Raw genomic sequence first — 23932 nt, forward strand, 5'->3', positions numbered from 1 at the left:
GGAGGCAGGGGAGCTAAAAAGTGTAGGCCAGCGTCGCCATATAATTGCGCGGCGCGCCGGGGCTGACGCGGAAAAAGTCATAGCCGCCAACGAAGTAGTGCCGGTCGAGCAGGTTATTGGCATTCAGGTGGAAGTTGAAGCGGTTGACGGAGTAGAACAGGGCCGCGTCGAACACGGTGTAGGCGGGCCAGTAGTCCCAGTAAAGCTCGTTTTGCCCGTTGCGCACCTGGTTTTCCATCCGGCGGCGGGCTACGTGGTTGCCGCCAATGGCCACCCCCAGGCCCCGCAGGGCCGGCGTGGTGAAGGTGTACTTGGTCCACAGTCCTGCGGAGTGCCGCGGAGCGTTGGCCAGGGGCTGCCCGTTCTCCGCGGCTACATCGGCCCGCAGCACTTCGGTGGCATTGAAGGCATAGCTGGCGTTCAGGCTGAGGTTGGGCAGCACGTTGCCGGCCAGCTCCAGCTCCGCTCCGCGCGAGCGGGCAATGCCGTTCTGGCGGTACTCCGGGCCACCATCGGGCATAAGAGCGCCGGTGCTTACCAGCTGGTTGCGCTTTTCAATCTGATACACGGCCACGGTGCCGAGCAGCGCCTTCTGGAAAAACTCCCCTTTCAGGCCCGTTTCCACCTGATAGCTGGTTTCGGGGCTGAATGCCGAGCTGCGCCCGTAGCGTTCGGGAAAGCGGATGTATTCGGGCTTAAGCGGGCGGAAGCCGGCGCTGTAGCTGGCGAAGTAGTTCAGGGCGTCGGTCAGGGCGTACGTGAGGCCGGCACGCGGCAGCAGCTTGCGTTGCGGAATGGTACGCGCCCCGTCGCCGTAGTCACGCTCGTCGTTGAACAGCTCGTAGCGCAGGCCCAGCAGCAAGCCCAGGCGCGGCGTAACGGTCAGCTGGTCCTGCACATACACGCCCGTGGTGTAGTATACCGCGTTGAGGTAGTCGGTGAAGAATTGCGGCAAGGGGCGGCGCACATACTTGGTCGGGTCCTGCAGCTCGTAAACCGGGCTGTTCAGGTTGAAGGTCAGCGCCGACGCTACCCCGTTCACCTGCTTCTGCCGGGCCTCCCACATGGTGCTCTGCTTGTCGGTCGTAAAGCGGATATAGTCCAGGCCCAGCACTACCTTGTGGTTGATAGACCCGGTGGCGCGGTTCAGGGCAAAGTAGGCGGCCAGGTTCTTGGTGTATTCCTCGGCCTGGCGGGCAAAGTATCGCATGTTCATCACCGTGTTGGCCGGCGCATCGGCATAGGTGTTGAGGGTGCGGTGCTCGCTCAGGTTTTCATTGTAGGTGAAGTCGAGGTAGGAGGCGTTGAACGACAGCCAGTCCGTGAAGCGGTGGTTGAGCGAGGCGTTGAGGTAGTAGGTACTAGTGCGGAAAAAGTCGCTCGGCTGGCTTAGCGTAAACGAGCGGGACAGGCCATACAGATCGCCGCCGCGCACTACCAGGCCACGGTCGAGGTAGCCATCGACGTGGGTGTATACCAGCTCGGCGTTGACGGTGGTCTTGTCCGAGGCCAGAAAAGTTACCGTTGGCGCCACCATCAACGAGCGGGTGTCGTTCACGTCGCGGAAGGTGTTCGACTTCTCGTAGCCGGCATTGAAGCGGTAGAGCACGTTCTTTCGCTCGTTGAGTGGGCCGGTCAGGTCGGTCGTAGCGCGCGTGGTGTTGAAGCTGCCCGCCGAGAAGCTCACCGCTTGCCGGGCCACGTCAAGCGGCTTTTTAGTCACCATGTTCACGGTGCCGCCGGGGTTGATGTCGCCGTAGAGCGCAGCACCGGGCCCTTTCAGAATTTCCACCCGTTCCAGGTTCACCGTAAGCGGGGCCACAAAAAACGAGTTGCCGTAGCTAAATCCCGAGCGCAGCCCGTTCAGGAGCCGAAAGCCGCTTTCGTAGCCGTTGCGGAAGCCGCGAATCGACAGGTCGTCGTAATGCGAGTACTGCGTTACCCCCGCCACATTGCGCACCACATCGGGCAGGCGGAAGGCCTGCCGGTCCTCCATCAGCTCCTTGGTCACGGTTGAAATCGACTGAGGCACGTCCTTAGGGTTGGAGGCCGTTTTGGTGCCTACGAAGCTGTAGTCGCTTTTGTAGCCGGTTTCCTTGCGGCCCAGCACTTCCACTTCCTGTAAGGCATTGGTGCTTGCACGCAGCACGAAATCGGCCGTGGCTTGCGGCACCTGGTTACTAAGCTCCACTACGCGACGTTCCTCCTGGTGCGCCAGGCTGCGCGTAATTAGGGTATACTCTGCCAAGGGCAGCTGGTCGAGCACAAAGCGGCCGTCGGCATCGGTGAGGGCTGCAAAGCGGCCGGTGTGCTCCAGCACCGATACACCTTCCAGGCTTTGGCCCGCGGGCCCGGTTATACGGCCGTGGATGCTGCCCAGCAGGCTTTGGCCCGCAGCCAGCAGGGGCCAGAGCAGAACGAACAGAAGAATGATTCTTCGCATGAAGATAAAGGGGATGGGCCGTTGCGCCAGATGGCCACGTCCGGATGATACATTAGGAGAATGGGGGCCGCCGTGTGCAAACACAGCTGACCGGGGCGGCAGAAAACCGCGCAGGCGTGAGTCAGCCCTTAGGCTGCTCCGCAAAACAGGCACGCATGAAAGTGCCCAGGCAGAGCACGTAGCCCGCTAGTACGTAGCCATTTGACCTTGAAAAAGGCGTACGCGTAAGCGCAGCACACAGCTACTGCGTGGGATGTGCCGGAAAGGGGGGTGCGGCCACGCTCAGGTATAGCCGTTAGGTTAACGGCATACCATCAGGCGAGCAGGCTTAGGCACAGCGACCCGGAGGGCCGCGTAGCGAGGCGCCGTCAAGCAGGTGTGAAAGCCGGCAAACGGGAGCCTGGACACGGTATTCCGCATAGGGCTGAAGCCGCAGCGGTACTTCCAGCTGAACCGGAAGCGCCGGCTGAAAAGGCGTGTCGTAGAACTGCTCGGTGTGGCAGTGCTGGTGTTTGGGCGAAACCAGCGCCTTGCCGTTGGCTTTACCAACTACCTCCCTGGTATGCTCGTGTTCGGTATGGCTGTGCAGGTGCAGGCGCAGTACGGCAGCCTCGGGCGCGAGTACGCGCACAAGCAGCGCCAGCAGCCACCAGGCTAGCACTTTACGCCGTAAGTTCACTACTTGTCTGCCACGCATGCTATACAAAGGTAGTAGCAGTTTGTGCAAAGCATAGAATACCGCTTTTGTTTGCCGCCGCTGGCAGCAGGTCTGTGCATCGGAGCCTTGGTTGAATTAAGGCACCCCTGACAGGAGCCTTGTCAAGTGCCGGCAGCTCAGCAAGGTGTTGGGGTCTCAGCACCCGCAAAGGGAGGATAGAGCAGAAGGGCTAATACGTACACAATCATCTACCAACCCAAGGAATACCACTTAACCTTGGTCAGAAGCCAGGTGCAACAGCTAGCACCTTGGCTTACCCCTCCCTAAAGCTACGCTGGGGCACACGGATGCCCATCTTTTCGGAATAGCGCACAAAAGTGCACCGGTCAACGCGCCAGCTTCTGCTGCTACCTACCGGGCATCATCATCTTCATTTCATAATGGGGCTCTAGTCTTGTACCGTTAACTGGGGCCTTTCCACCTGGCCGGGCATCCTGCATATCATCTTAACCAATTTTATTTCAGCTTTTTATGAACACACCCCTACACCTGTCTCCCGGCTCGCGGCCGGGGTGTCGGTGGCTGATTGGACCGTGCCTGCTGGCCCTGCTCCTTCTGCTTTGTACCGGCAGCCTCACCTGGGCCCAGACTACCGGCCCCGATGGTGGCACCTTAAGCCCGGCCAGCACCACCGTGTGCTCGGGCTTCAACTCGGGCACGCTCACGCTGAGCGGCTTTACCGGCACCATTGTCAAGTACCAGTTTGACAACGGCAACGGCTTTACCGACATCGCCGGCAGTGGGGGCAGTGCTACCTACACCTTTTCCAACCTGACCCTCACCACCCGCTACCGGGCCGTGGTGCAGAACGGCGCCAACCCGCAGGTGGCCTCCACCGTGGCCACGGTAACGGTAAACCAGCCGCCCACGGCGACCATCAACTCCCAGGGGCCCACGCGCTTCTGCCAGCAGGGCACTATTTTCCTGGTGGCCGGGCCCAGCGGCAACTACACGTACCAGTTCCTGCGCAACGGCGTACCCATTGCCGGTGCTACCAGCCAGACCTATACGGCCACCGTTACGACCAGCGCCGGCTACTCGGTGCGGGTGACCGATGCGGCAGGCTGCTCGGCCACCTCCTCAACCATTCAGATTGATGTACAGCCCCAGAACGTGGTAACGTTGGGCGCCAGCGGCTCCACTACGGTGTGCCAGGGCAGCTCGGTGCTGCTCACGGCCAGCACCAGCGGCATTGGTGCCAACAACTACACCTATCAGTTTGAGCGCGACGGCGTGCAGATTCCCGGCGCCACCAGCTCGACCTATGCGGCTACTATCAGCGGTAGCTACCGCGTGGTGGTGTTTAACCCGTCGACCTGTACCTCCACTTCCAACGCCGTCACCGTGACGGTGGTGCCGGTGCCCACCGTTACGCTGAGCTATTCCTCGCCCAGCTACTGCCAGAGCGGCTCGCCCAACCCGACCCCCACGTACTCGCCCACCGGTGGCAGCTTTTCAGCCACCCCGGCCGGCTTGAGCCTGAACCCCAGCACGGGCGCCATCACCCTGGCCAGCAGCAACCCCGGCACCTACACCGTGACCTACAACTCGGGCGGCACCTGCCCCGGCACGGCCAGCACCAGTGTTACCATCATTCGGGCGCCCCAGGCCACCTTCTCCTACCCGGCGGGCAACTACTGCGCCGGCACCACGGGCTCCATCAGCGCCGTGCTGGCTTCGGGCAGCACGGCCGGCACGTTTACCGCCACCCCGGCCGGCCTGAGCCTGAACGCCAGCACCGGCGCCGTTAACCTGAGTGGCAGCACGGCTGGCACCTACACCGTCACCAACACCATTGCCGCGGCCAACGGCTGCGCGGCCACCTCGGCCAGCACCCAGCTTACCCTGAACACCCAGCCCACGGCTACGCTCAGCGCCGGCGGCCCCACCACCTTCTGCCAGGGCAGCACCGTGGCGCTAACGGTATCCGGCGGCTCGGCAGCGGCCACGTACCAGTTTTTCAACAACGGCCAGCCCATCAACGGCGCTACTTCGGCCAGCTACACGGCCACGACCAGCGGCTCCTACACGGCCGTGGTTACCAACCCCGGCGGCTGCACGGCTACCTCGAACGCGGTGGCCGTAACGGTGAACCCGCAGACTACCGCTACCTTCTCGTATTCGGCCACACTCTATTGCCAGAACAGCGGCAGCACGCCCACGCCCACCATTACCGGCACCGCCGGCGGCACGTTTACGGCCACCCCGGCCGGCCTGAGCCTCAGCAGCAGCACCGGGGCCATCAACCTGGCTGCCAGCACCGCCGGCACCTACGCGGTTACGTACAGCGTGGGCGGGCCCTGCCCCAGCTCCAGCACCCGCAACGTAACGGTGGAAGCAGCTCCCCTGGCCGCCCTGACCGCCAACGGCCCGACTACCTTCTGCCAGGGTAGCTCGGTGGTGCTGACCGCCACGGGCGGCGCCGCCGGTGCCACGTACCAGTTCCTGAATGCCGGCCAGCCCATCAGCGGCGCTACCAGCAGCACCTACACGGCCTCAGCCAGTGGCTCTTACAGCGTCCGTATTACCAGCGCCGGCGGTTGCGTGGCTACTTCCACCGCCACCACCGTCACGGTAAACCCGCAGACTACGGCCACTTTCTCGTACGCAGCCGCCGTGTTCTGCCAGAACAGCGGCGCTACGCCGGTGCCCACCATCACGGGCACGATGGGCGGCAGCTTTACGGCTACACCAGCCGGCCTGAGCCTGAACGCCAGCACCGGGGCCATTACGCTGGCCAGCAGCACCGCTGGCACCTACGCGGTTACGTACAGCGTGGGTGGGCCCTGCCCCAGCTCGACTACCCGCAACGTAACGGTGGAAGCCGCACCGGCTGCTGCCCTGACGGCCAGCGGGCCGCTTACTTTCTGCCAGGGCGGCAGCGTCGTGCTCACGGCTACCGGGGGCGGCAGCGGTGCCACTTATCAGTTTCTGAACGGTGGCCAGCCGATTGGCGGGGCCACGAGCAGCAGCTACACGGCCACGGCCAGCGGCGCTTACTCGGTGCAGATTACCAGCGCAAACGGCTGCGTGGCCACGTCTACGGCTTCGACCGTGACGGTGAACCCGCAAACCACGGCTACATTCTCGTATTCGGCCCCGCGCTTCTGCCAGAACAGCGGCAGCACGCCCACGCCTACTATTGCGGGTACCATGGGCGGCACCTTCGCGGCCACGCCGGCCGGGCTTTTCATTAACCCCACCACCGGGGCCATCAACCTGGCCGCCAGCACCGCCGGCGCCTACACCGTGACGTACAGCGTGGGTGGCCCCTGCCCCAGCAGCACGTCGGTAAGCCTGACCATTGAAGCGGCTCCCGCCGCTGCTCTGACCACCAGCGGCCCAACTACCTTCTGCCAGGGCGGCAGCGTGGTACTAACCGCCACGGGCGGCGGTGCCGGCGCAACGTACCAGTTCCTGAACGCCGGCCAGCCCATCAGCGGCGCCACCAGCAGCACCTACACGGCTACTACCAGCGGCTCCTATTCGGTAGTTGTTACCAGCGCTGGCGGCTGCGTGGGCACCTCAACCGCCACGTCGGTAACGGTAAACCCGCAGACCACGGCTACCTTCTCGTACAGTGCTTCGGCATTCTGCCAGAACAGCGGCACCGCGCCCATGCCCACCATCACGGGCACAATGGGCGGCGCCTTCTCGTCGGCTCCCGCGGGCCTGAGCCTGAGCGCCAGCACCGGGGCTATTAACCTCGCCGCCAGCACAGCCGGAACTTACACCGTGACGTACAGCGTGAGCGGCCCCTGCCCCAGCTCCAGCTCCGTAACAGTTAGCGTGACGGCCCCGGCCGTGGCTACCTTCAGCTACGCGGCCCCCATCTACTGCCCCAGCGGTACCAACCCTGCGCCCGTGCTGGGCAGCGGCGCGACGGCCGGCACGTTTACGAGCAGCCCCATGGGTCTGAGCCTGAACGCCAGCACGGGCGTCATCACCCTCAGCCAGAGCCAGCCCGGTACTTATACCGTGACGAATAGCCTGGCAGCGGCCGGCGGCTGCCCCGCCGCTACGGCCAGCACGCAGCTGAGCATCAGCACTGTGCCAGTAGCTACGCTCGCCAGCAGCGGCCCCACCACCTTCTGTCAGGGCGGCTCGGTAGTGCTGACGGCCAACGGCGGCGGCACGAGCAGCACCTACCAGTTCCTGCTCAACGGCCAGCCCATCAGCGGCGCTACCTCGGCCAGCTACACAGCCTCGGCCAGCGGCGCTTATAGCGTGGTAATTACCAACCCCGGCAACTGCGCGGCTACCTCGCCGGCTACCACCGTCACGGTAAACCCCATTGCTACGCCCACGGTAAGCTACAGTGCGGCCAGCTTCTGCCAGAACGTGGCCACCAACCCCATGCCTATGGTATCGGTGGCTGGCGGCACCTTCAGCTCGACCACCGGCCTGAGCCTGAACAGCAGCACCGGCGCCATCGACCTGGCGGCCAGCGCGCCCGGCACCTACAACGTGACGTACACCGCCGGCAGCCCCTGCCCCGGCAGCGGCACGGCCACGGTGACCATCACGGCCGCCCCAAGTGCTGCCTTCGCCTATGCCGGCTCCACGTTCTGCCTCACGGGCAGCAACCCCACGCCCAGCATCAGCGGGGCTATGGGCGGCACGTTCTCGGCCCCCAGTGGCCTGAGCATTAGCGCCAGCACCGGCACCATCAACCTGGCTGCCAGCACCGCCGGCACCTACGCTGTAACCTACACCGTGGGCGGTCCCTGCCCGGCCAGCTCTACCCTCACCGTGACGCTGACCACGGCGCCGGTGGCCACGTTCGCCTACGCCAGCCCCAGCGGCTACTGCGCCGGGGCCACTACGTCGGTACTGCCCACCTTCAGCGGGGGCGGCAGCGCGGGTACCTTTAGCTCTACCGTAGGCCTGAGCCTGAACGCCAGCACCGGCGCCATCGACCTGGCTGCCAGCCAGCCCGGCACCTACACCGTAACCAACACCATTGCCGCCTCGGGGGCCTGCGCCGCCGTATCGGCCACGGCCACGGTGACCATCAACGCCGCGCCGGTGGCCAGCCTCACGGCCGGCGGCCCGACTACCTTCTGCCAGGGCAGCAGCGTGGCGCTCACGGCCCCGGCCGGCAGCGGCCTCAGCTACCAGTTCCTGCTCAACGGTCAGCCCATCAGCGGGGCTACTTCGGCCAGCTACACGGCCACTGCTGCCGGCAGCTACGCTGTCACGGTGACCAACGCCAGTGGCTGCGCCAGCACTTCGGCAGCTACCACCGTGATGGTGAACCCGGCCACCACGGCCACCTTCACTTACCCGGCCGCCAGCTTCTGCACCAGCAGCACCCTGAGCACCACGCCCACCATCACGGGCACAGCCGGTGGCAGCTTCTCGGCTCCGGCGGGCCTGACCCTTGATGCAGCCACGGGGGCTATCACGCCCGGCACCAGCATGCCGGGCACCTACACCGTGACGTACAGCGTGGGCGGCCCCTGCCCCAGCACGGGCACGGCGATGGTGACCATCACGGCCCCGGCCCAGGCCGGCTTTGCCTATGCCGCGACCAGCGCCTGCGCCACCGGCACCACCAGCATCCTGCTGGCCCCCGGCAGCAGCGCCGGCACCTTTACGGCCAGCCCCGCGGGCCTGAGCCTGGATGCCGCTACCGGCACGGTTGACCTCAGTGCCAGCCTGCCCGGCACCTACACCATCACCAACACGGTGGCGGCGGCTGGTGGCTGCGCGGCAACGTCTGCTACAGCTACCCTTACGGTGGAAGCCGTACCGGCCCAGCCCGGCCTGAGCTACCAGAACGGCACGCTCACGGCCACCGGCCCGGCTGGTGCCACGTTCCAGTTCTTCCTCAACGGCACCGCTATTGGCGGCGCCACGGGCACTACCTACGCGCCCACCCAGGACGGCAGCTACACCGTGGTGGCTACCTCGGCGGCCGGCTGTTCCTCAGCTCCCTCAGCAGCGGTAATGGTGGTACTCACCAGCTCGGCTTCGGCGCAGGCCGCCTTTACCCTGAGCGTGTACCCCAACCCGACCACCGACGGCCGCCTGACCGTGACCCTGGGCAGCCACCGCCTCCCGGCGCAGTTGCGCGTGTTCAACGCCCTGGGCCAGGAAGTGCTGAAAGCTACCGTGCCGGCCAGCGCCAGCAGCCAGCCGCTGGACCTGCGCCACCTGGCCACGGGGGTGTACATCCTGCGGGCCACCACCGAAGCCGGTACCGTCTCGCGGCGCCTCATTCGGGAGTAAGGCCGGTGCTTCGCTACTATGCGGCCACCAGCCGCCTATTTAGGTTGATTTATTTGTTGTAGAGGTTGTTAGGCTATGTTTTGGAAGGAGGGCCCGCTGGTAGCAGCGGGCCCTCTTTTTGATTTAAAAGCCGGAGTATGAGAGCCACCCCGCATGGCTCTGCCACCAACGCAGGTTTGCACCCGGAAAGGCTTATTTATCATGCTGGCATCATGTAGCCGGGCGAGCTTTACCATTATTCCGTTGGCTTACTCCCGTTTACGACCATGAATCGCCTCCTGCTTATCGTCGCTACCCTTATGTTGGCCGTGCAACAGCCCGGCACCGCCCAATCCAGTCCTTCCCGCAGCCGCGGCTATGCCGAAGAGCGTGCCCAGCCCCGGGTTGACCCGGTTTACCAGCAGGCCGAATCCCTCACCGGCTACCTCGCCGACCTGCTCCGCCTGCCGGCCCGGCAGCAGCCCGCCGTGCGCCAGTGTCTGTGGCAGTACCTGGCCCAGGTCGACGCGCTGGAAGCCCAGGGCCCCGAGGCGCTTACCGAAGAAGCCCTGCAGGAACTGGTGCGCCGCTACCATGCCGCCCTGCAGCGGGCGCTGACGCCGGGCCAGTACCTGAGCTTTCTGGAGCTACAGCTGGGCCCGCCTGCCGCTGCTCCCTTCGGGGGCTGGCTGGCGGCCAGCGGCGAATAGCCTGGTTTCTCCTTCCCCGATGGCCGTTCGCTTATCATCTTGGCCTCATGTTGCTCACCTAGCTTTGTTTCATTCCTTACCTCATCCCTCAAACGGTTATTTTTAAACAACTCATTCTCATGAAAAAGACACTTATTTCCGCCGCTGTACTGCTTTGCTCTTTTGCTGCCTTGGCTCAGGCTCCCACGGCCGCCCAGGCTACCAACCCCTCGGCCCAGCGCAAGCAGGAAGCCCAGGACCGCCGCAACGGCCAGGGCACCGGCTCGGCCGCGGCTGACAACCACGGCCAGACCGTGCAAGCCTTTGCCACCAGCACGCCGCTGACCGGGGCTGCCAAAGGTGCGGCCATCAGCGAGGTAGCCCGGAGCCGCCGTTCGACTGCCCAGGGGCAGCGCCCTGCCCACAGCGCCCGCAGTGCCCGGGGCGGCCGCAGCATGGGCCATGCCCACGCCGCCAGCCCCGGCCACCAGGGCGGGCGCCCGGCGGGAGTTGGTCGCCGCTAGCACTGCTTTCCGCCCCAGTCGGCCGGGTAGCTGAACTTTTGGCAGCCCGGCCGGCCTTAGCGGGCTGAAATCGGTTCAACTGCCGTCAACGGCCGTAGCTTTATTCCTGAACTGTTATTTCTTTTTGCACCATGAAACTCCTTGGTCTTCTTGGTTTTTTCTTTTTCCTCGGGCTGGGTAGTCAGCAAGCCCAGGGCCAGGCCTTGAGCCACGAGCCGGAAGCGGGCATCATGTTGGCCCAGAACACTCCCACCACCTCGTCTGCTCAGGCGCAGGAGCCGGCCGCCGCAACGCCGGCCGTGAAAGCCGTGCCCCAGGCCGGCCGCCAGAACAAGCCCCAAAGGGTAGATGAGGCCACCGCCGACGAGAGCATGGAAGACCACACGGCCCGCAGCGCCCGCCCCGAGCGCAGCGCACGCAGTGCCCGTAGCAGCCGGGCCGCCGAAGCCGGTGCCCGGGGTGCCCGCAGCGCCGCTGGTGCTGGCGCCGGGGCTGGGCGCGTAGGCGGCGCAGGCCGGGGCCGCGGGCAGTAACCACTACATCATCTGGCGCAATGCGTTTCACAAAGGCTTTCTGGCAGTGGGCGGGCGCGCTGCTCCTGCAGGCGGTAGTTGGCCAGCTGGCGCTGGGGCAAGACCTGGGCAGCAGCCCGCCGACCAGCCCCCCCACCGGGCCAGCCGACAGCACGGCCCGGCGGGGGGGCTTTACTGCCCTGCTTAGCTACGGCAGCAACTCCACCTTTTTCGGGCGTACCCAAACCACCCGCTACCCCTATGCGGCGGGCGAACTGACGTACAAAAGCCGCTTTGGCGTGTGGGGCTCGGTAGTGAGCTACAGCCTGTTTGCTACCAGCAGCTTTGTGGACGAAACCGACTTCTCGGTAGGCTGGGACGGCGACCTGAGCAAAAAGGTAGATGCCTCGGCCAGCTACTCGCGCTTCGTATTTGCCGACAACAGCCCCTTGGTGAAGTCCAGCGTCAACAACTCCCTCGATGCGTACCTGGGCTTGGACTGGGGCCACGTGTACTCGCGGCTGAACGCGGCTTACCTGTTTGGGCAAAGCAGCGACTTTTTCGTGGTGCTCGACAACTCCCGCTATTTTGAAATCGACAAGGTACTCACCCCCAAGGCTTACCTGGCCATAGAGCCCCGCGTGAGCGTAACAGCCGGCACCCAGTACTTTGCTGAAACCAGCATTGAACAGCAGCAGGCCCGTGGCAATATTCCCCGCCCGGTGGTGCCCGGCCGGGGAAGTGGCAGCGGACCCGGACAGGGTACTGGCGGCGTGGGCGGGCCACCGACCACAACACCAACGCCTGCGCCGACCACCACCACGACCACCACCACGACCACCCGCTTCCAACTGCTGAGCTATGAGCTGCGGGTGCCGGTAACGTACACCCTGGGGAAATGGTCGGCGCAGGTGGCCTGGCGCTACGTGGTGCCCCTGAACCTGCTGCCCGACGACGTTTCCACGGCCCGCTCCTTTTTCACCACCAGCCTGTCGCTCAACCTGTAGCCTCCTTTTTTGCCCCGTCCATGACCGTTCTTATCGTGGAGGATGAGCGTACCCTGGCCCGCGAGCTGGGCATTTTCCTCTATCAGCACAACTTCACCTGCACCACGGCCCGCACGGCCCGGGAGGCCCGGCAGCAGCTGGCCGACAACGTGTTCGACTTCGTGCTGCTGGACCTGGGCCTGCCCGATGGCGACGGCCTGCAGGTGCTGGCCGAAGCCAAGGAAAACGAGCTGTCGGCGGCCGTTATCGTGCTCACCGCCCGCGGCGCCGTGGAAGACCGCATCAGCGGGCTGGAGCTGGGCGCCGACGACTACTTGGCCAAACCTTTTTCCCTGCCCGAGCTGCTGGCGCGCATGCACGCCATCACCCGGCGCCGCTTCGGGCTGAACAAGCCGCTGGTGGCGGTGGCTGCCTTTCAGCTCGACCTGCAAACCCGCCGCGTCCTGCACGCCGGCCAGGAAGTAGCCCTGTCCGTGAAGGAATTTGACGTGCTAAGCTACCTGGTACTGAACCGCAATCGGGTGCTCACCCGCCTGCAGCTAAGTGAGCACATCTGGGGCAACCTACCTGAGTCGGGCTTCGACTCTAACTTCATCGACGCGCACATCAAGAACCTGCGCAAAAAGCTCGGGCAGCACGCCGACACCGAGTGGCTCGAAACCGTGCGCGGCGTGGGCTACCGGGCCCGGTTGTAGGCAGCCCGCCCGGGCATGCGCTGCCAGGCCCCGGCCCGCAGCAGCTGTTCCCTGCTCCCTTTTTAACGCTTTTTTTTCTGCCCGGCTTCGTCGGCCTGGCTTCCTATGCTCTTTTCTGTATGGCAAAGCCTCTACGCTTTCTTGTCCTCGCCCTGGTACCGTTACTGACGGCACCTCTGCGCCCGGCCGCCGCCCAAGGGTGGACCGGCCTGGCCCACAGCAACTATGCCGGCACCCACAACCTGTACATCAACCCGGCCAGCATCGCCGACTCGCGCCAGAAGTTCTACGTCAGCTTCGCGGCCGCTGACCTCAACGTGTACAACACCTACCTGCAGCTGGACATGCCCTACACCCCCTGGCAGGTGTGGCGCGACAACGTAGGCAACCAGTACCGCGATGGCAACGGCAAGGTGGTGTTCAAAGTCGACTACCTGCGCGAGCAGCTCGGCTACGGCCCCAAGTTTGGCAGCGTGAGCGCCGAGCTGCGGCTGCCCTCGGTCATGCTCTCGCTGAGCCCCCGGCACAGCATCGCCTTCTCCAACCGGGTGCGCAGCTTTGTGCAGGTAAGCAACGTGAGCGAAAACCTGGCCCGCCTCAGCCGCCACGGGCTCCCGGAAGCCGAGCGCCTGGGCTTGGCCAACCAGCTCCTGGCCGACAACAGCTTCAACATCGGGGTCAACAACTACCACGAGTTTGCCTTGAGCTATGCGCGCACCTTCTCGCCCAATACCACGCACTTCTTTAAGGGGGGCCTCACACTCAAATACCTCGTGGGCCTGGGGGGTGGCTATGTCCTGAACGAAGGAATTAACTACCAGGTGTATAAGGGCGACAGCATTCAGCTGCAAAACCGCAACGTGAGCTATGGCTACACCGACTACAACTACTATACCCGGCCGGACTTCCGCGTTGGCGACTTCTACGGCCGGCAGCGCCTGGGCCAGGGGCTGGGGGCCGACCTGGGCCTGACCTACGAGTGGCGGCCGGAAGCCGCCCGCTACCAGTACCGCATGGACAACGCCAGCTGGACCGACAACACCCGTAACAAGTACAAGCTCCGGCTGGGCCTGGCGTTCTCCGACCTCGGCGCCGTGACGTATGCCAACGCGGCGTACGTGCGCCGGGCCCAGCTCGCCAACACCCGCACCATTCAGTGGGGCCAGCTTGACACCTTGAAGTACAGCAGCCTGGGCACGTCCGTAGACCAGACCCTGGCCCGCGTGGTGGGCCTGCAGGGCCAGGCCACCCGTTTCACCAGCTACCTGCCCACGGCCCTGCGCTTCTCGGCCGACTATGCCGTGCGCAAGCACCTGTACGCGGGCCTGCTCTGGACCCAGAACCTGCTGCCGGCCACCACCATCGGCAGCCGGGCCATCAGTAGCCTGGCCCTCACGCCGCGGGTGGAATTCAGCCAGGCCGAGCTGTCGCTGCCGCTGCTGCTGACCAACAACTACCGCAGCCTGCAGGTGGGTGCCATGCTGCGCCTGGGGCCCGTATTTGTGGGCTCCGACAACCTGGGGGGCGTGTTTGGGGTGACCACCACCACGGGCTACGACCTGTACGCAGGCCTGGGTTTTGCCCTCGACAAGAAAAAACACAAGGACCGCGACGGCGACCAAGTGAGTGACAAGCTCGACCGGTGTCCCACGGTGAAAGGGGTGTGGGAGTTCAAGGGCTGCCCCGACCGCGACGGCGACCATGTGCAGGACACGGAGGACGAATGCCCCGATACACCCGGCCTGCTGGCCTTTAAAGGTTGCCCCGACCGCGACGGCGACTTGGTGCCCGACAAAATTGATGACTGCCCCGACCTGCCCGGCGTGCCCGCCCTGCGGGGCTGCCCCGACCGCGATGGGGACGGCGTGAAAGATGCCGACGATAAGTGCCCCGACCTGCCCGGCCCGGCGGAGCACGCCGGCTGCCCCGATACCGACCAGGACGGCCTCTACGACAACCTGGACCAGTGCCCCACCGTGGCCGGGCCCACCGAAAACCAGGGCTGCCCCTTCCCTGACACCGACGGCGATACCGTACTGGACAAAGACGATGCCTGCCCGGCTGTGGCTGGCCCCGTGGAAAACAAGGGCTGCCCTTACGAGGATGCGGACGGCGATACCGTGCTCGACAAGGACGATGCCTGCCCCAGCATAGCCGGGCCGGTAGAAAACAAGGGCTGCCCATTCTCCGACGCCGACGGCGATACCGTATTGGACAAGGACGACGAATGCCCCCACACGCCCGGCCCTGTGGCCAATAAAGGCTGCCCCGTTATTGCTGCTGCCGAGCAAAAGGTGCTGAACACGGCCTTTGCCAACCTGCAGTTTGCGTTTAACAAAGACATCATCCTGGCTGCTTCTTACCCTTCCCTCAATGAACTGGCCCAGCTGCTGCAGGCCCGCCCGGAGTTCCGCCTGCGCCTGCGTGGCTACACCGACAACGTGGGTACCCCGCAGTACAACCTGACCCTTTCGCGGAAGCGGGCCGAGGCAGTAAAGCGTTACCTGGTCGGCAAAGGCGTGCCAGCCGAGCACATTCGCAGCGAATATTTTGGCCGTAAAAACCCCGTGGCGACCAACAAAACCGCCGCGGGCCGGGCCCGCAACCGGCGCGTGGAAATGAAAGTCCTGTTCGACTAAGCTACCCGTTCTACAAAAGCGGCCCTTGCACCCTTGCCCGGCTGCAGGGGCCGCTTGGCGCTGGGGCTGGGCCACTCCCGAAGGTGTAGCTTCGCAAAGCCGAAACGGCACTTTTCACCCCCTTTGATAACGTACTTTCATCCCGGCTTTTCCTCCCTGCCTTGAAGCTCAGCACCAAATTCACCCTGTTCAACGCCGGCTCCCGGGTTGCCATCCTGCTGCTGCTGGCCGTGGGGCTGCCGCCCGTGATGAGCCGGGTAGCCCTGCTGGCCACCGACCAGCGGCTGCAGCAGAAAAAGGAGAAGGTGCTGCGCCTGATTCGCCGCAACGGCATTTCGGATTTTATTGCCAGTGGGCAGTCGTCCTACGGCAGCTACAACCTGCTCAAGGAGGAGTTTATATCCCTCGAAGAAATTCCGCCCGGCCCCAGCATTGATGTCATCGAAGACGCCAAGCGGGCCGTGGAAGACGAGATTGTGGAGTACCGGGTACTGAGCTACTCGTTTACCCAGGGCCGGCAGGCCTACCTGCTCGAAATCGGCCGCAGCACGGGCAGCATCGGCGAGACCGAACGCAACTTCCGGCGCTATGCCCTCTACATCCTGCTGGTGGCCGTGGCCCTGACCACGTTGGCTGACCTGGCCTTTTTCCGCTACCTGCTGGCCCCGCTGGGCACCATCATCCGGCAGCGGCTGAAAAATACCCACCACCCGGCGGCGTTCAGCTTTGAACCCATCCCCACCAGCACCGACGATTTCCGCCACCTCGACGAGAGCCTGCGCGAGATGATGGCCACCATCCAGGCCTCGTTCACCAAGGAGCGCAAGTTTATTGCCGATGCCTCCCACGAGCTGCTCACACCCCTGGCCGCCCTGCAGTACCGCTTCGACAACATGCTCAGCGACGAGAGCCTGTCGGATGAAAACCTGCTGCGTGTGGTGGAGTCGCAGCGCACGGTGCACCGGCTGCGCACCATCATCAAGTCGCTGCTCATGATTTCCAAGATTGAAAACGACCAATTCCCCCGCACCGAAACCGTGACGTTGACGCAGCTGGTCGCCGAGGTGAGCGAGGAGCTACACGAACGCCTTGCCCTGCTTGACCTGACCCTGCAGCAGGAGCTGCAGTCCGATTTCGTGGTAGCCAACTGCAACCGCAGCCTGCTGTTTACCCTGCTCTTCAACCTGATGAGCAATGCGGTAAAGTATAACCGGCAAGGCGGCCAGGTGCAGGTGCTGGGGCGCCCGGCAGCTTCCAGGGCCGGCTACGTGCTGGAAATCCGCGATACCGGCATCGGCATCAGCAAAGAGCAGCTGCCACGGCTGTTCCACCGCTTCGATAAGGGCAGCAGCACCGACCCCGACAGCTACGGCCTGGGCTTGTCCATTGTGCGTACCATCGCCGACCTGCACGGCATTGTATTGGAAGTAAACTCCATCGAGGGCCTCGGCACCTCGTTCTTGCTAACCTTCTCGCCCGAACCGGGCAGACACTAGCGCTGTCTGCATTTGGTCTGTATGCAAAAAAGCTTCAAGCGTCTGGTATATCGCCCCTTCGACAGCTCACAACTAAGCGGAACGATGGACTCGCCCGGTTATATCTCAGCCCCGGTCTACCTTTAATAGCCAGGGGTCGAGTCATACCAAGGCCCAAGAATCTCCTTCCATGCGTCCAGCACGGCCGGGGCAAGTAGCCTCGCTTTGTCCTTGGCGTAGCGGTCCGTTACGTCTTCTTCCGCATGCCCAAGGACGAGCTTCGCCAGAGCCTTGTTGTTTTTGGATACCTGTTTGAGCAAAGTTGCTGCCGTATGCCGTGCTGTATGGCTGCTGATAACCTGCCAGAGCGGGCGCCAGTTGTGCTTCACCTTACCCCCGCTGATAAGGCGGTCGTCCCATTCCCGCGTGAGTCCGGCACCTCGGGCTACCTGTTTAATCCACTCGTTGCGCTCCTGCTCACGGCGGGCGGGGAATTTCCAGCCCCACCGCTCACCAATGTGCACCGCAATGGGGGGCAGCGGCACAGCGGCATCCAGACCCGTCTTCCCCTGCACATGCAGCAACGCCGGCACCTGCCGGCCGTCCTCTAGCTGTAGCACCGTCCGCTGCCGGCTGGGCTCAAATTTCTCCAGGTCTTCGTACCGGCGGCCACTAAAGCATTGGAAAAGCTACCGGTCGCGCTCTTCGGCTAGATAGGCAGCTGTGGGCTTCCAGGCGATTAAACAACGCAGCTCGGCTATTTCCAAGTCAAGCTGCGGCGCATTCTTAGCCGAGTACTGCAGCCACGAGGCATCCGTCGGCCGACCAAGCCGCTCCAGGCACTTCCGGATACCCGTAAAGTGTACTTTGATGGCCGCATCGCTCAGCTCCTGGTCGAGCAGGTGGTTCAGGTAGTCCTGGGCCGCATCCTCATTAAATTGCAACGGGCGCAGGGCCGGGCGCCACGACTCCATCATGGTGGCCATCTGGTCGTATTTGCGCAACGAGTCGACAGCAAGGTGCCGGTTTTTTTCCTTCCACTGCTCCAGCACCTGCCGCCACGTTTGAGCGGAGGGGTCTGGTCCCTTTTCCGTTTCCGGGAAAAGGTAGCGGTGAAGCGCTTCTTTTGATATCTTTTGAAAAGGGGCTGCTCCCCACAAAGCATCGAAAGCCGCAAGCACGTCTCGTTCCCAATCGTTCAGCCGGTCGTTTAGGTTAAGATAATCAGGGTGCTGGCTGGTGACCCGGTCGGTCTTTTCGTCCCAGAGCATTATGAGCTCACCCTTTTTACCCACCTTCCGGGGCAGCACCCGCTCGCCGGTGCGCAGGTGCATGGTCTCGCCGTGCCAGCGCACCGTTACCCGCAGCGCGCACCATCCCTGCTTATCCGCTTCGGAGTGGATAGGGTAGAAATGGACCTTGATTTTGTGACGGTAGACCGTTGGGCTCTTCATCGTGTAGCCTTGTGCTATACCCGTACCGCTTTTCGTACCAGTTTCCGTACCGCTATACGGTGCAATACCGGTTTGGGGCTTGGTTGAAAACCGCTCTAATGGGCTAGAAACACGAATACCCGCCGGATTTCGGCGGGTATTGCGGTGTTGTAGCGCTCCCTCCTGGGCTCGAACCAGGGACCCTCTGATTAACAGTCAGATGCTCTAACCGGCTGAGCTAAGGAAGCATTTTGGTGCCCGAAACCCGGTTGTTGTTGTTTCGGACTGCAAACTTACAAGGTCGATTAGGTTAGTGCAAGCCTGGGGCAAAAAAAATTTCAAAAAAATACACTCAGCGCTTTAATTCAGGATATTAAGTTGCGAGCCCTGTAAGCTGGTGCTGTATTGGCGGAGGGGAAATGGCGACGGGCCGCCAATAACCTGGCCCTGCAGATTGAACTGAGAGTTGCAGCAGGAGTCGCGCAGGAAGAGCCCGGAGCGGTCTACGCTGACCAGTGCGCAGGCGTCGAAGGGGCGGTAAGGGCAGTTGCGCTCGAAGGCGAGGTAGGAGTTGCCGGCCTGGCGCACCACGATAATGCCCTTAAGCCCGCCAGCATCGGGCCGGCCGCTGCTGCCGGGGGGCAGCACCACCGTACCGTTTACGGTGCGCAAGGCCACGTATTGCTGATTTGTTAGCGTCAGCGACACGTTAACCGGCGTGTAAGGCATCTGAGGCTGCTCGTTGTTATTGCTGCCGCAGGCGCCTGCCCCAACGAGCAAGGAGCAACAGGCAATGAACCAAGCAAGGCGACACATAAGTGCTTTAACTGGGTTGTTCATTGCTAATAGCTCATTGATAATTGTAAAAGCCGCGTCCGGTTTTGCGGCCGTGGTGGCCGGCATCTACCTTCTGCTGCTGCACCCGGCTGGGCCGGAACTTGGCATCCTGGTGGAAGGAGGCAAACATGGCGCTGGTGACGGAAAAATTGGTATCGACGCCAATCAAATCCATCAGCCGGAACGGGCCCATCTTAAAGCCGCTGGCTTCCAGCAGCTCATCGACCACGGTGAAAGGTGCCACCTGCTCCTCCACAATCTTCAGGCTTTCGACGTAGTAGTGCCGGGCCACCCGGTTTACGATAAAGCCGGGCGCATCGGCGGCCCGTACCGGGGTTTTGCCCAGGCGGCGGGCCAGGGCCTCCACGGCATCGGCTACGGCGGGGCTGGTGGCTACTCCGCTGATGACTTCCACCAGCGGCATAAGCGGGGCCGGGTTGAAGAAGTGCATGCCCACTACCCGCTCGGGCTGGGGCACGGGCGCCGCCAGCTGGGTAATGGGTAGCGACGAAGTATTGGAAGCCAGAATGGTATCTGGACCATTGATGAGCGCCAGCTCCTGAAACAGCTGGTGCTTTACATCGAGCTTTTCCACCACGGCCTCAATAATGAGGTCGGCCTGCACCACGCTGAGGTCGGTAGTGGCGGTAAGGCGGGCCAAGGCCTCGTCCCGAGACTCGGCCGTAAGCTTACCTTTTTCTACCAGCTTGCCCAGCCCGGCGCCAATGGCAGCCTGGGCTTTCTCCAGTGCGGCGGGGTTGAGGTCGAATAGAATCGTCGGCAGGCCGTGCTGCACGCCCAGCTGGGCAATACCCAGCCCCATGGTTCCGGCGCCGACAACGGCCAGCGTGTTGATGGTCATACTTAATAGGTTTTAGTTGTCAGTTGTTCGTTGTCAGTTGTTAGAATGTTCTATATAATTATTCCTGACAACTGACAACTGACAACTACTTCTTAAACAGCGAATTCACGAAGGTGTGGCGGTCGAACAGCTGCAGGTCGGTCATCTTCTCTCCTACCCCGATGTAGCGGACGGGAATGCTGAACTGGTCAGAGATGCCGATGACCACGCCGCCGCGGGCGGTCCCGTCGAGCTTGGTGACGGCCAGGGCGGTTACCTCGGTGGCTTTGGTAAACTCTTTGGCCTGCATAAAGGCGTTTTGGCCCGTGCTGCCGTCGAGCACCAGCAGCACTTCGTGCGGCGCGTCGGGAATCACCTTCTGCATCACGCGCTTGATTTTGCTGAGCTCGTTCATCAGGTTCACCTTGTTGTGCAGGCGGCCGGCGGTGTCGATGATTACCACGTCGGCGTTCATTTCCACGCCCTTGCGCACGGCGTCGTAGGCGACGGAAGCGGGGTCGGTGTTCATGCCGTGGCTGACCACGGGCACGCCCACGCGCTGCCCCCAGATGATGAGCTGGTCGACAGCCGCGGCGCGGAAGGTATCGGCTGCACCCAGCACCACTTTCTTGCCGGCGCTGTGGAAACGGTGCGCCAGCTTGCCAATGGTGGTGGTTTTGCCCACGCCGTTCACGCCCACCACCATGATAACGAAGGGCCCGTTGGCACTATCGGCCCGGTCGAGCACGGCCATGGAGCCGGAGTTGTTGTCTTCGAGCAGGTCGGCAATTTCCTCGCGCAGGATGCGGTCCAGCTCGCCGGTGCTCACGTACTTGTCGCGGGCCACGCGCTTCTCGATGCGGTCAATCACCTTCACCGTAGTGTCGATGCCCACGTCGGCGTGTACGAGCAGGCCTTCCAGGTCGTCGAGCACGGCTTCGTCGACGGTGCTTTTGCCCACCACGGCCTTGCTGAGCTGGTCAAAGAAGCTGGTTTTGGTTTTTTCCAGGCCGGCGTCGAGCGAGGCCTGCTGCTCTTTGCTTTCCTTGTCTTTCTTAAAAAAATCGAAGAGTCCCATAAGTAGCTCCAACTTTTAGCTGGAGAATCAATGAATGGTCAGCGATGAATCGTTCGGCAGCCAGCGTTTCGCGACGGCCCAACGATTCTCCAACTGAAAGTTGGAGTTACGGTAACACGAAAAAAGTCCCACGAAGGTGGGACTTTTTTCACTTTTAAAAGCAAATGCGCAGCCAGCTTATTTAACGCCGGTGGCCAGGTACTCCTGTACTTTGTCGAGGAGAACCATCTCCTCCTTGAAGGTGTAGGCACCGGTTTTCTCCGATTTCACGGCACGAATAACCTTTGCCCAGTTCTTGGCATTCTCTGTGGTTTTCAGAGTTGCTACTACTTTCTTAGCCATTGTTCAGGTTATTTAATTTCCTTGTGAACGGTCATTTTCTTGAGGATGGGGTTGAATTTCTTCAACTCGATGCGCTCAGGGGTATTCTTGCGGTTCTTGGTGGTGACGTAGCGCGAGGTGCCCGGCATCCCCGAGTTTTTATGCTCGGTGCATTCCATGATAACCTGCACCCGGTTTCCTTTCTTGGCCATCTCGACGGGGGTGTGATTTTTAAATTTAGGACTGCAAAGGTACGGGTCTTTTTGAAAACTACAAAAGGGTAAGCGAATTATGTAGGTTGTTTCTGGTTTCTGGCTGCCTGTTTATGGCTTTTGGTTGCTGGTTTCTGGCTGGAACGACCAGCCGAACCCAGAAATCAGCAACCAGCAACCTACTTCAGCTCGGGCAGCTTCCACGCTTCCAGGGCGCTGGGCTCGGCCATGGTTTTCTCGATATCGGCCACCGTGCGGGGGCCTTCGGCCGAGAGGTTTTCGTAGCCATTTGCGGTAATCAGGATGTCGTCTTCGATGCGTACGCCGATGTTCCACCACTTGGGGTCGCAGGGGGCGCCGGCCGGGATGTAGATGCCGGGCTCCACGGTGATGACGTTGCCGGCCTTAAGCGGCCCGTAGCTGCCGCGGTCGTGCACGTCGAGGCCCAGGTAGTGGCTGGTGCCGTGGGGAAAGTAGAGGCGAAACTCTTCTTTCTTCTTGATAATGCCCAGCTTCAGCAGGCCCGCGGCTACTACTTCCTGGGCGGCTTTGTTGGGTGCCTGAAAGTCGGCGCCCGGCTTGCAGGCGGCAATGCCCGCGTCCTGGGCCGCCAGCACCAGCTCGTAAATCTGGCGCTGGGCCGGGCTGAAGGTGCCGCTGGGCGGCACGGTGCGCGTCACGTCGGCGGTGTAGCCGTGGTACTCGGCGCCGCAGTCCATCAGGATAAGGTCGTTGTCGAGCCGCAGCCGGTCGTTGGCTTCGTAGTGCAGAATGCAGGCATTGGCGCCGCCCCCTACAATGCTGGGGTAGCCCTGAAACTCGGCCCCGTAGCGGCGGTACACGTACTCGTGCAGGCCCTGCACCTCCATCTCGCCCATGTCGGGCCGCAGCAGGCGCATCACCTCGCGCTGCCCGGCCGTGCTGATGCGGACGGCGCGGCGCAGCAGGGCCAGCTCCTCCGGTGTTTTCACGGCCCGCAGCTCGTCCATTATTTCGCCCAGCGTGGCCCCGTCGTAGCGGCTGGGTGGGTTGGGGCTAATGGCCTTCTGGCGCTCGGCATCTGTTCTGGCCGCCAGGTAGGCGCGCACCGAAGGGTCTTCGGCCAGCCCGGGCAGATCCTTCAGCAGGTTATTCAGGTAAGCGGTTACGTCCTTGGCATTGCTCACGCCGTAGCGCTTGAGCATTTTGTAGACCACCGTGCGGTCGGCGCTGTAGTTGGCCGGCAGGCCCGACTGCTCCCGGAACGTGGCTACCAGGTTGTGCAGGTCGGCGGGGTCGCGGGGGTCGTCGCGGGTATCGGCGGGCAGCTCGGTGAACAGAATCTGGTCGAAGTCGGCCCACTTGATGCCGGCGCTGGCAAAGTCCTTGTTGTCGGCAGCGAACTGCAGCTGCAGCTGGGCCTTGGCCCCGGCGCTGCCCAGGCGGCGGCCGGTCCACTGCTCGGCGGCGGCGCTGCGCGGCTGGGTAAACAAGGCCTCCGTGACGCCTACCTGCCCGCCCACAGTGCGTGGCTCCTTAAAGAGCAGCAGCACGGCGTTGGGCTCGTCGTAGCCGGTCAGGTAGTAGAAGTCGGGGTTCTGGTGGTAGATGAAATTGACGTCGTTGGCCCGGTTGCGGACGGGGGCCGCAAACAGCACGGCTACACCGTGGGGCGGCAGCTGCTCGCGCACCCGCTCACGGCGCTCTTTGTGGAAGGCCGGCGACAGGAAGTCGGTGGGCCGGGGGGGCGCGGGCGCCATGGCCAGCGGTGGCAGGGCCGGCGCCTGTTGCGCCCGGCTACCGGGAGCCGCGGCCAGCAGCAGGCCCGCCAGGCCCAGCAGCCGCCAGAAAATCGTGTTGCCCGCCTGCTCATCTGCTCGTTGCTGTAGCCTCATGTTCCCGGTGTTGCTGATAAGATGTAAATCGACGGCCAACAGACAAAGCCAGCGCCGATACGTTGCCTTAAAAAGGCAAACATACCGGCGCTGGCTTTAGTGGCTGCTTGTTGCTGGCTTCCAGCTCCTGGTTGTCGTTCCAACAAACCAGCAACGAGAAACAAGTAACCAGAAACCTGATTTAGTAGGTGATGAAGCCTTGCTGCTTGGCTTTCTTCAACACCGCCATGATGCCATTCTTGTTGATGGTGCGGATGGTGGAAGTAGCAACTTTCAGCGTAACCCAGGCATCCTGCTCGGGAATGTAGAAGCGCTTCTTTTGCAGGTTCGGGAAGAACTTGCGCTTGGTCTTGTTGTTGGCGTGCGAAACGTTGTTACCAACGCGGGTGCGCTTGCCGGTCAAATCACAAACTCGGGCCAT

The 23932-nt window shown here is 63.0% G+C and carries 19 protein-coding genes and 1 tRNA gene; 8 read left to right on the forward strand and 12 right to left on the reverse strand.

Going from position 1 to position 23932, the window contains the following annotated elements:
- Window positions 1-13: 13 nt before the first annotated feature.
- Together ABD919_RS12660 and ABD919_RS12665 are read right to left on the reverse strand one after the other, a co-directional pair.
- Complete coding sequence (locus tag ABD919_RS12660) at window positions 14-2443, reverse strand: TonB-dependent siderophore receptor (protein WP_345236386.1); 2430 nt, start codon at window positions 2441-2443, stop codon at window positions 14-16.
- Window positions 2444-2771: 328 nt separating this feature from the next.
- Window positions 2772-3140, reverse strand: coding sequence for a hypothetical protein (locus ABD919_RS12665; RefSeq protein ID WP_345236387.1), 369 nt, complete (start codon window positions 3138-3140; stop codon window positions 2772-2774).
- Between the two features lie 492 nt (window positions 3141-3632).
- Between ABD919_RS12665 and ABD919_RS12670 the strand changes: the two genes are divergently transcribed.
- From ABD919_RS12670 to ABD919_RS12705, 8 genes are all read left to right on the forward strand, one after another.
- Window positions 3633-9395 (forward strand): T9SS type A sorting domain-containing protein, encoded by a 5763-nt coding sequence (locus tag ABD919_RS12670; RefSeq protein ID WP_345236388.1) that lies wholly within the window; start codon window positions 3633-3635, stop codon window positions 9393-9395.
- A 266-nt stretch (window positions 9396-9661) separates the two neighbouring features.
- Window positions 9662-10084, forward strand: coding sequence for a hypothetical protein (locus ABD919_RS12675; protein ID WP_345236389.1), 423 nt, complete (start codon window positions 9662-9664; stop codon window positions 10082-10084).
- A 119-nt stretch (window positions 10085-10203) separates the two neighbouring features.
- Window positions 10204-10587: a hypothetical protein gene (locus tag ABD919_RS12680; protein WP_345236390.1), complete on the forward strand. Its 384-nt coding sequence runs from the start codon at window positions 10204-10206 to the stop codon at window positions 10585-10587.
- Between the two features lie 131 nt (window positions 10588-10718).
- Window positions 10719-11120 carry a hypothetical protein gene (locus ABD919_RS12685; RefSeq protein ID WP_345236391.1) on the forward strand — a complete coding sequence of 134 codons (402 nt, stop codon included), beginning with the start codon at window positions 10719-10721 and terminating at the stop codon, window positions 11118-11120.
- Window positions 11121-11140: 20 nt separating this feature from the next.
- Window positions 11141-12106, forward strand: a complete 966-nt coding sequence (locus ABD919_RS12690; RefSeq protein ID WP_345236392.1) for a hypothetical protein — start codon at window positions 11141-11143, stop codon at window positions 12104-12106.
- 20 nt (window positions 12107-12126) lie between these two features.
- Window positions 12127-12801, forward strand: coding sequence for a response regulator transcription factor (locus ABD919_RS12695; RefSeq protein WP_345236393.1), 675 nt, complete (start codon window positions 12127-12129; stop codon window positions 12799-12801).
- 119 nt (window positions 12802-12920) lie between these two features.
- The gene (locus ABD919_RS12700; RefSeq protein ID WP_345236394.1) at window positions 12921-15440 is read left to right on the forward strand and encodes a DUF5723 family protein; all 2520 of its coding nucleotides are present in this window, start codon (window positions 12921-12923) and stop codon (window positions 15438-15440) included.
- 161 nt (window positions 15441-15601) lie between these two features.
- Window positions 15602-16936, forward strand: coding sequence for a sensor histidine kinase (locus ABD919_RS12705; RefSeq protein ID WP_345236395.1), 1335 nt, complete (start codon window positions 15602-15604; stop codon window positions 16934-16936).
- Between the two features lie 122 nt (window positions 16937-17058).
- Here ABD919_RS12705 and ABD919_RS12710 read toward each other — a convergent pair whose 3' ends face one another.
- The 10 genes from ABD919_RS12710 to rpmB form a co-directional block, all read right to left on the reverse strand.
- The gene (locus tag ABD919_RS12710) at window positions 17059-17535 is read right to left on the reverse strand and encodes a site-specific integrase (protein WP_345236396.1); all 477 of its coding nucleotides are present in this window, start codon (window positions 17533-17535) and stop codon (window positions 17059-17061) included.
- A gap of 69 nt (window positions 17536-17604) precedes the next feature.
- Window positions 17605-18369, reverse strand: a complete 765-nt coding sequence (locus ABD919_RS12715) for a hypothetical protein (protein WP_345236397.1) — start codon at window positions 18367-18369, stop codon at window positions 17605-17607.
- 153 nt (window positions 18370-18522) lie between these two features.
- Window positions 18523-18596 (reverse strand) — tRNA-Asn (locus tag ABD919_RS12720).
- Window positions 18597-18708: 112 nt separating this feature from the next.
- Window positions 18709-19128 (reverse strand): Rieske (2Fe-2S) protein, encoded by a 420-nt coding sequence (locus tag ABD919_RS12725; RefSeq protein WP_345236398.1) that lies wholly within the window; start codon window positions 19126-19128, stop codon window positions 18709-18711.
- A gap of 70 nt (window positions 19129-19198) precedes the next feature.
- Window positions 19199-20047, reverse strand: coding sequence for a 3-hydroxyacyl-CoA dehydrogenase NAD-binding domain-containing protein (locus tag ABD919_RS12730; RefSeq protein WP_345236399.1), 849 nt, complete (start codon window positions 20045-20047; stop codon window positions 19199-19201).
- Window positions 20048-20132: 85 nt separating this feature from the next.
- Complete coding sequence (gene ftsY / locus ABD919_RS12735; RefSeq protein ID WP_345236400.1) at window positions 20133-21104, reverse strand: signal recognition particle-docking protein FtsY; 972 nt, start codon at window positions 21102-21104, stop codon at window positions 20133-20135.
- A gap of 177 nt (window positions 21105-21281) precedes the next feature.
- The gene (locus tag ABD919_RS12740) at window positions 21282-21446 is read right to left on the reverse strand and encodes a DUF4295 domain-containing protein (protein ID WP_190925582.1); all 165 of its coding nucleotides are present in this window, start codon (window positions 21444-21446) and stop codon (window positions 21282-21284) included.
- A gap of 8 nt (window positions 21447-21454) precedes the next feature.
- The gene (gene rpmG / locus ABD919_RS12745; protein ID WP_196285948.1) at window positions 21455-21637 is read right to left on the reverse strand and encodes a 50S ribosomal protein L33; all 183 of its coding nucleotides are present in this window, start codon (window positions 21635-21637) and stop codon (window positions 21455-21457) included.
- A gap of 179 nt (window positions 21638-21816) precedes the next feature.
- Window positions 21817-23511, reverse strand: coding sequence for an aminopeptidase P family protein (locus ABD919_RS12750; RefSeq protein WP_345236401.1), 1695 nt, complete (start codon window positions 23509-23511; stop codon window positions 21817-21819).
- A gap of 181 nt (window positions 23512-23692) precedes the next feature.
- Window positions 23693-23932 carry a 50S ribosomal protein L28 gene (rpmB, locus tag ABD919_RS12755; RefSeq protein ID WP_345236402.1) on the reverse strand — a complete coding sequence of 80 codons (240 nt, stop codon included), beginning with the start codon at window positions 23930-23932 and terminating at the stop codon, window positions 23693-23695.

It is taken from the genome of Hymenobacter saemangeumensis (assembly GCF_039541835.1).
Taxonomy (GTDB): Bacteria; Bacteroidota; Bacteroidia; order Cytophagales; family Hymenobacteraceae; genus Hymenobacter; species Hymenobacter saemangeumensis.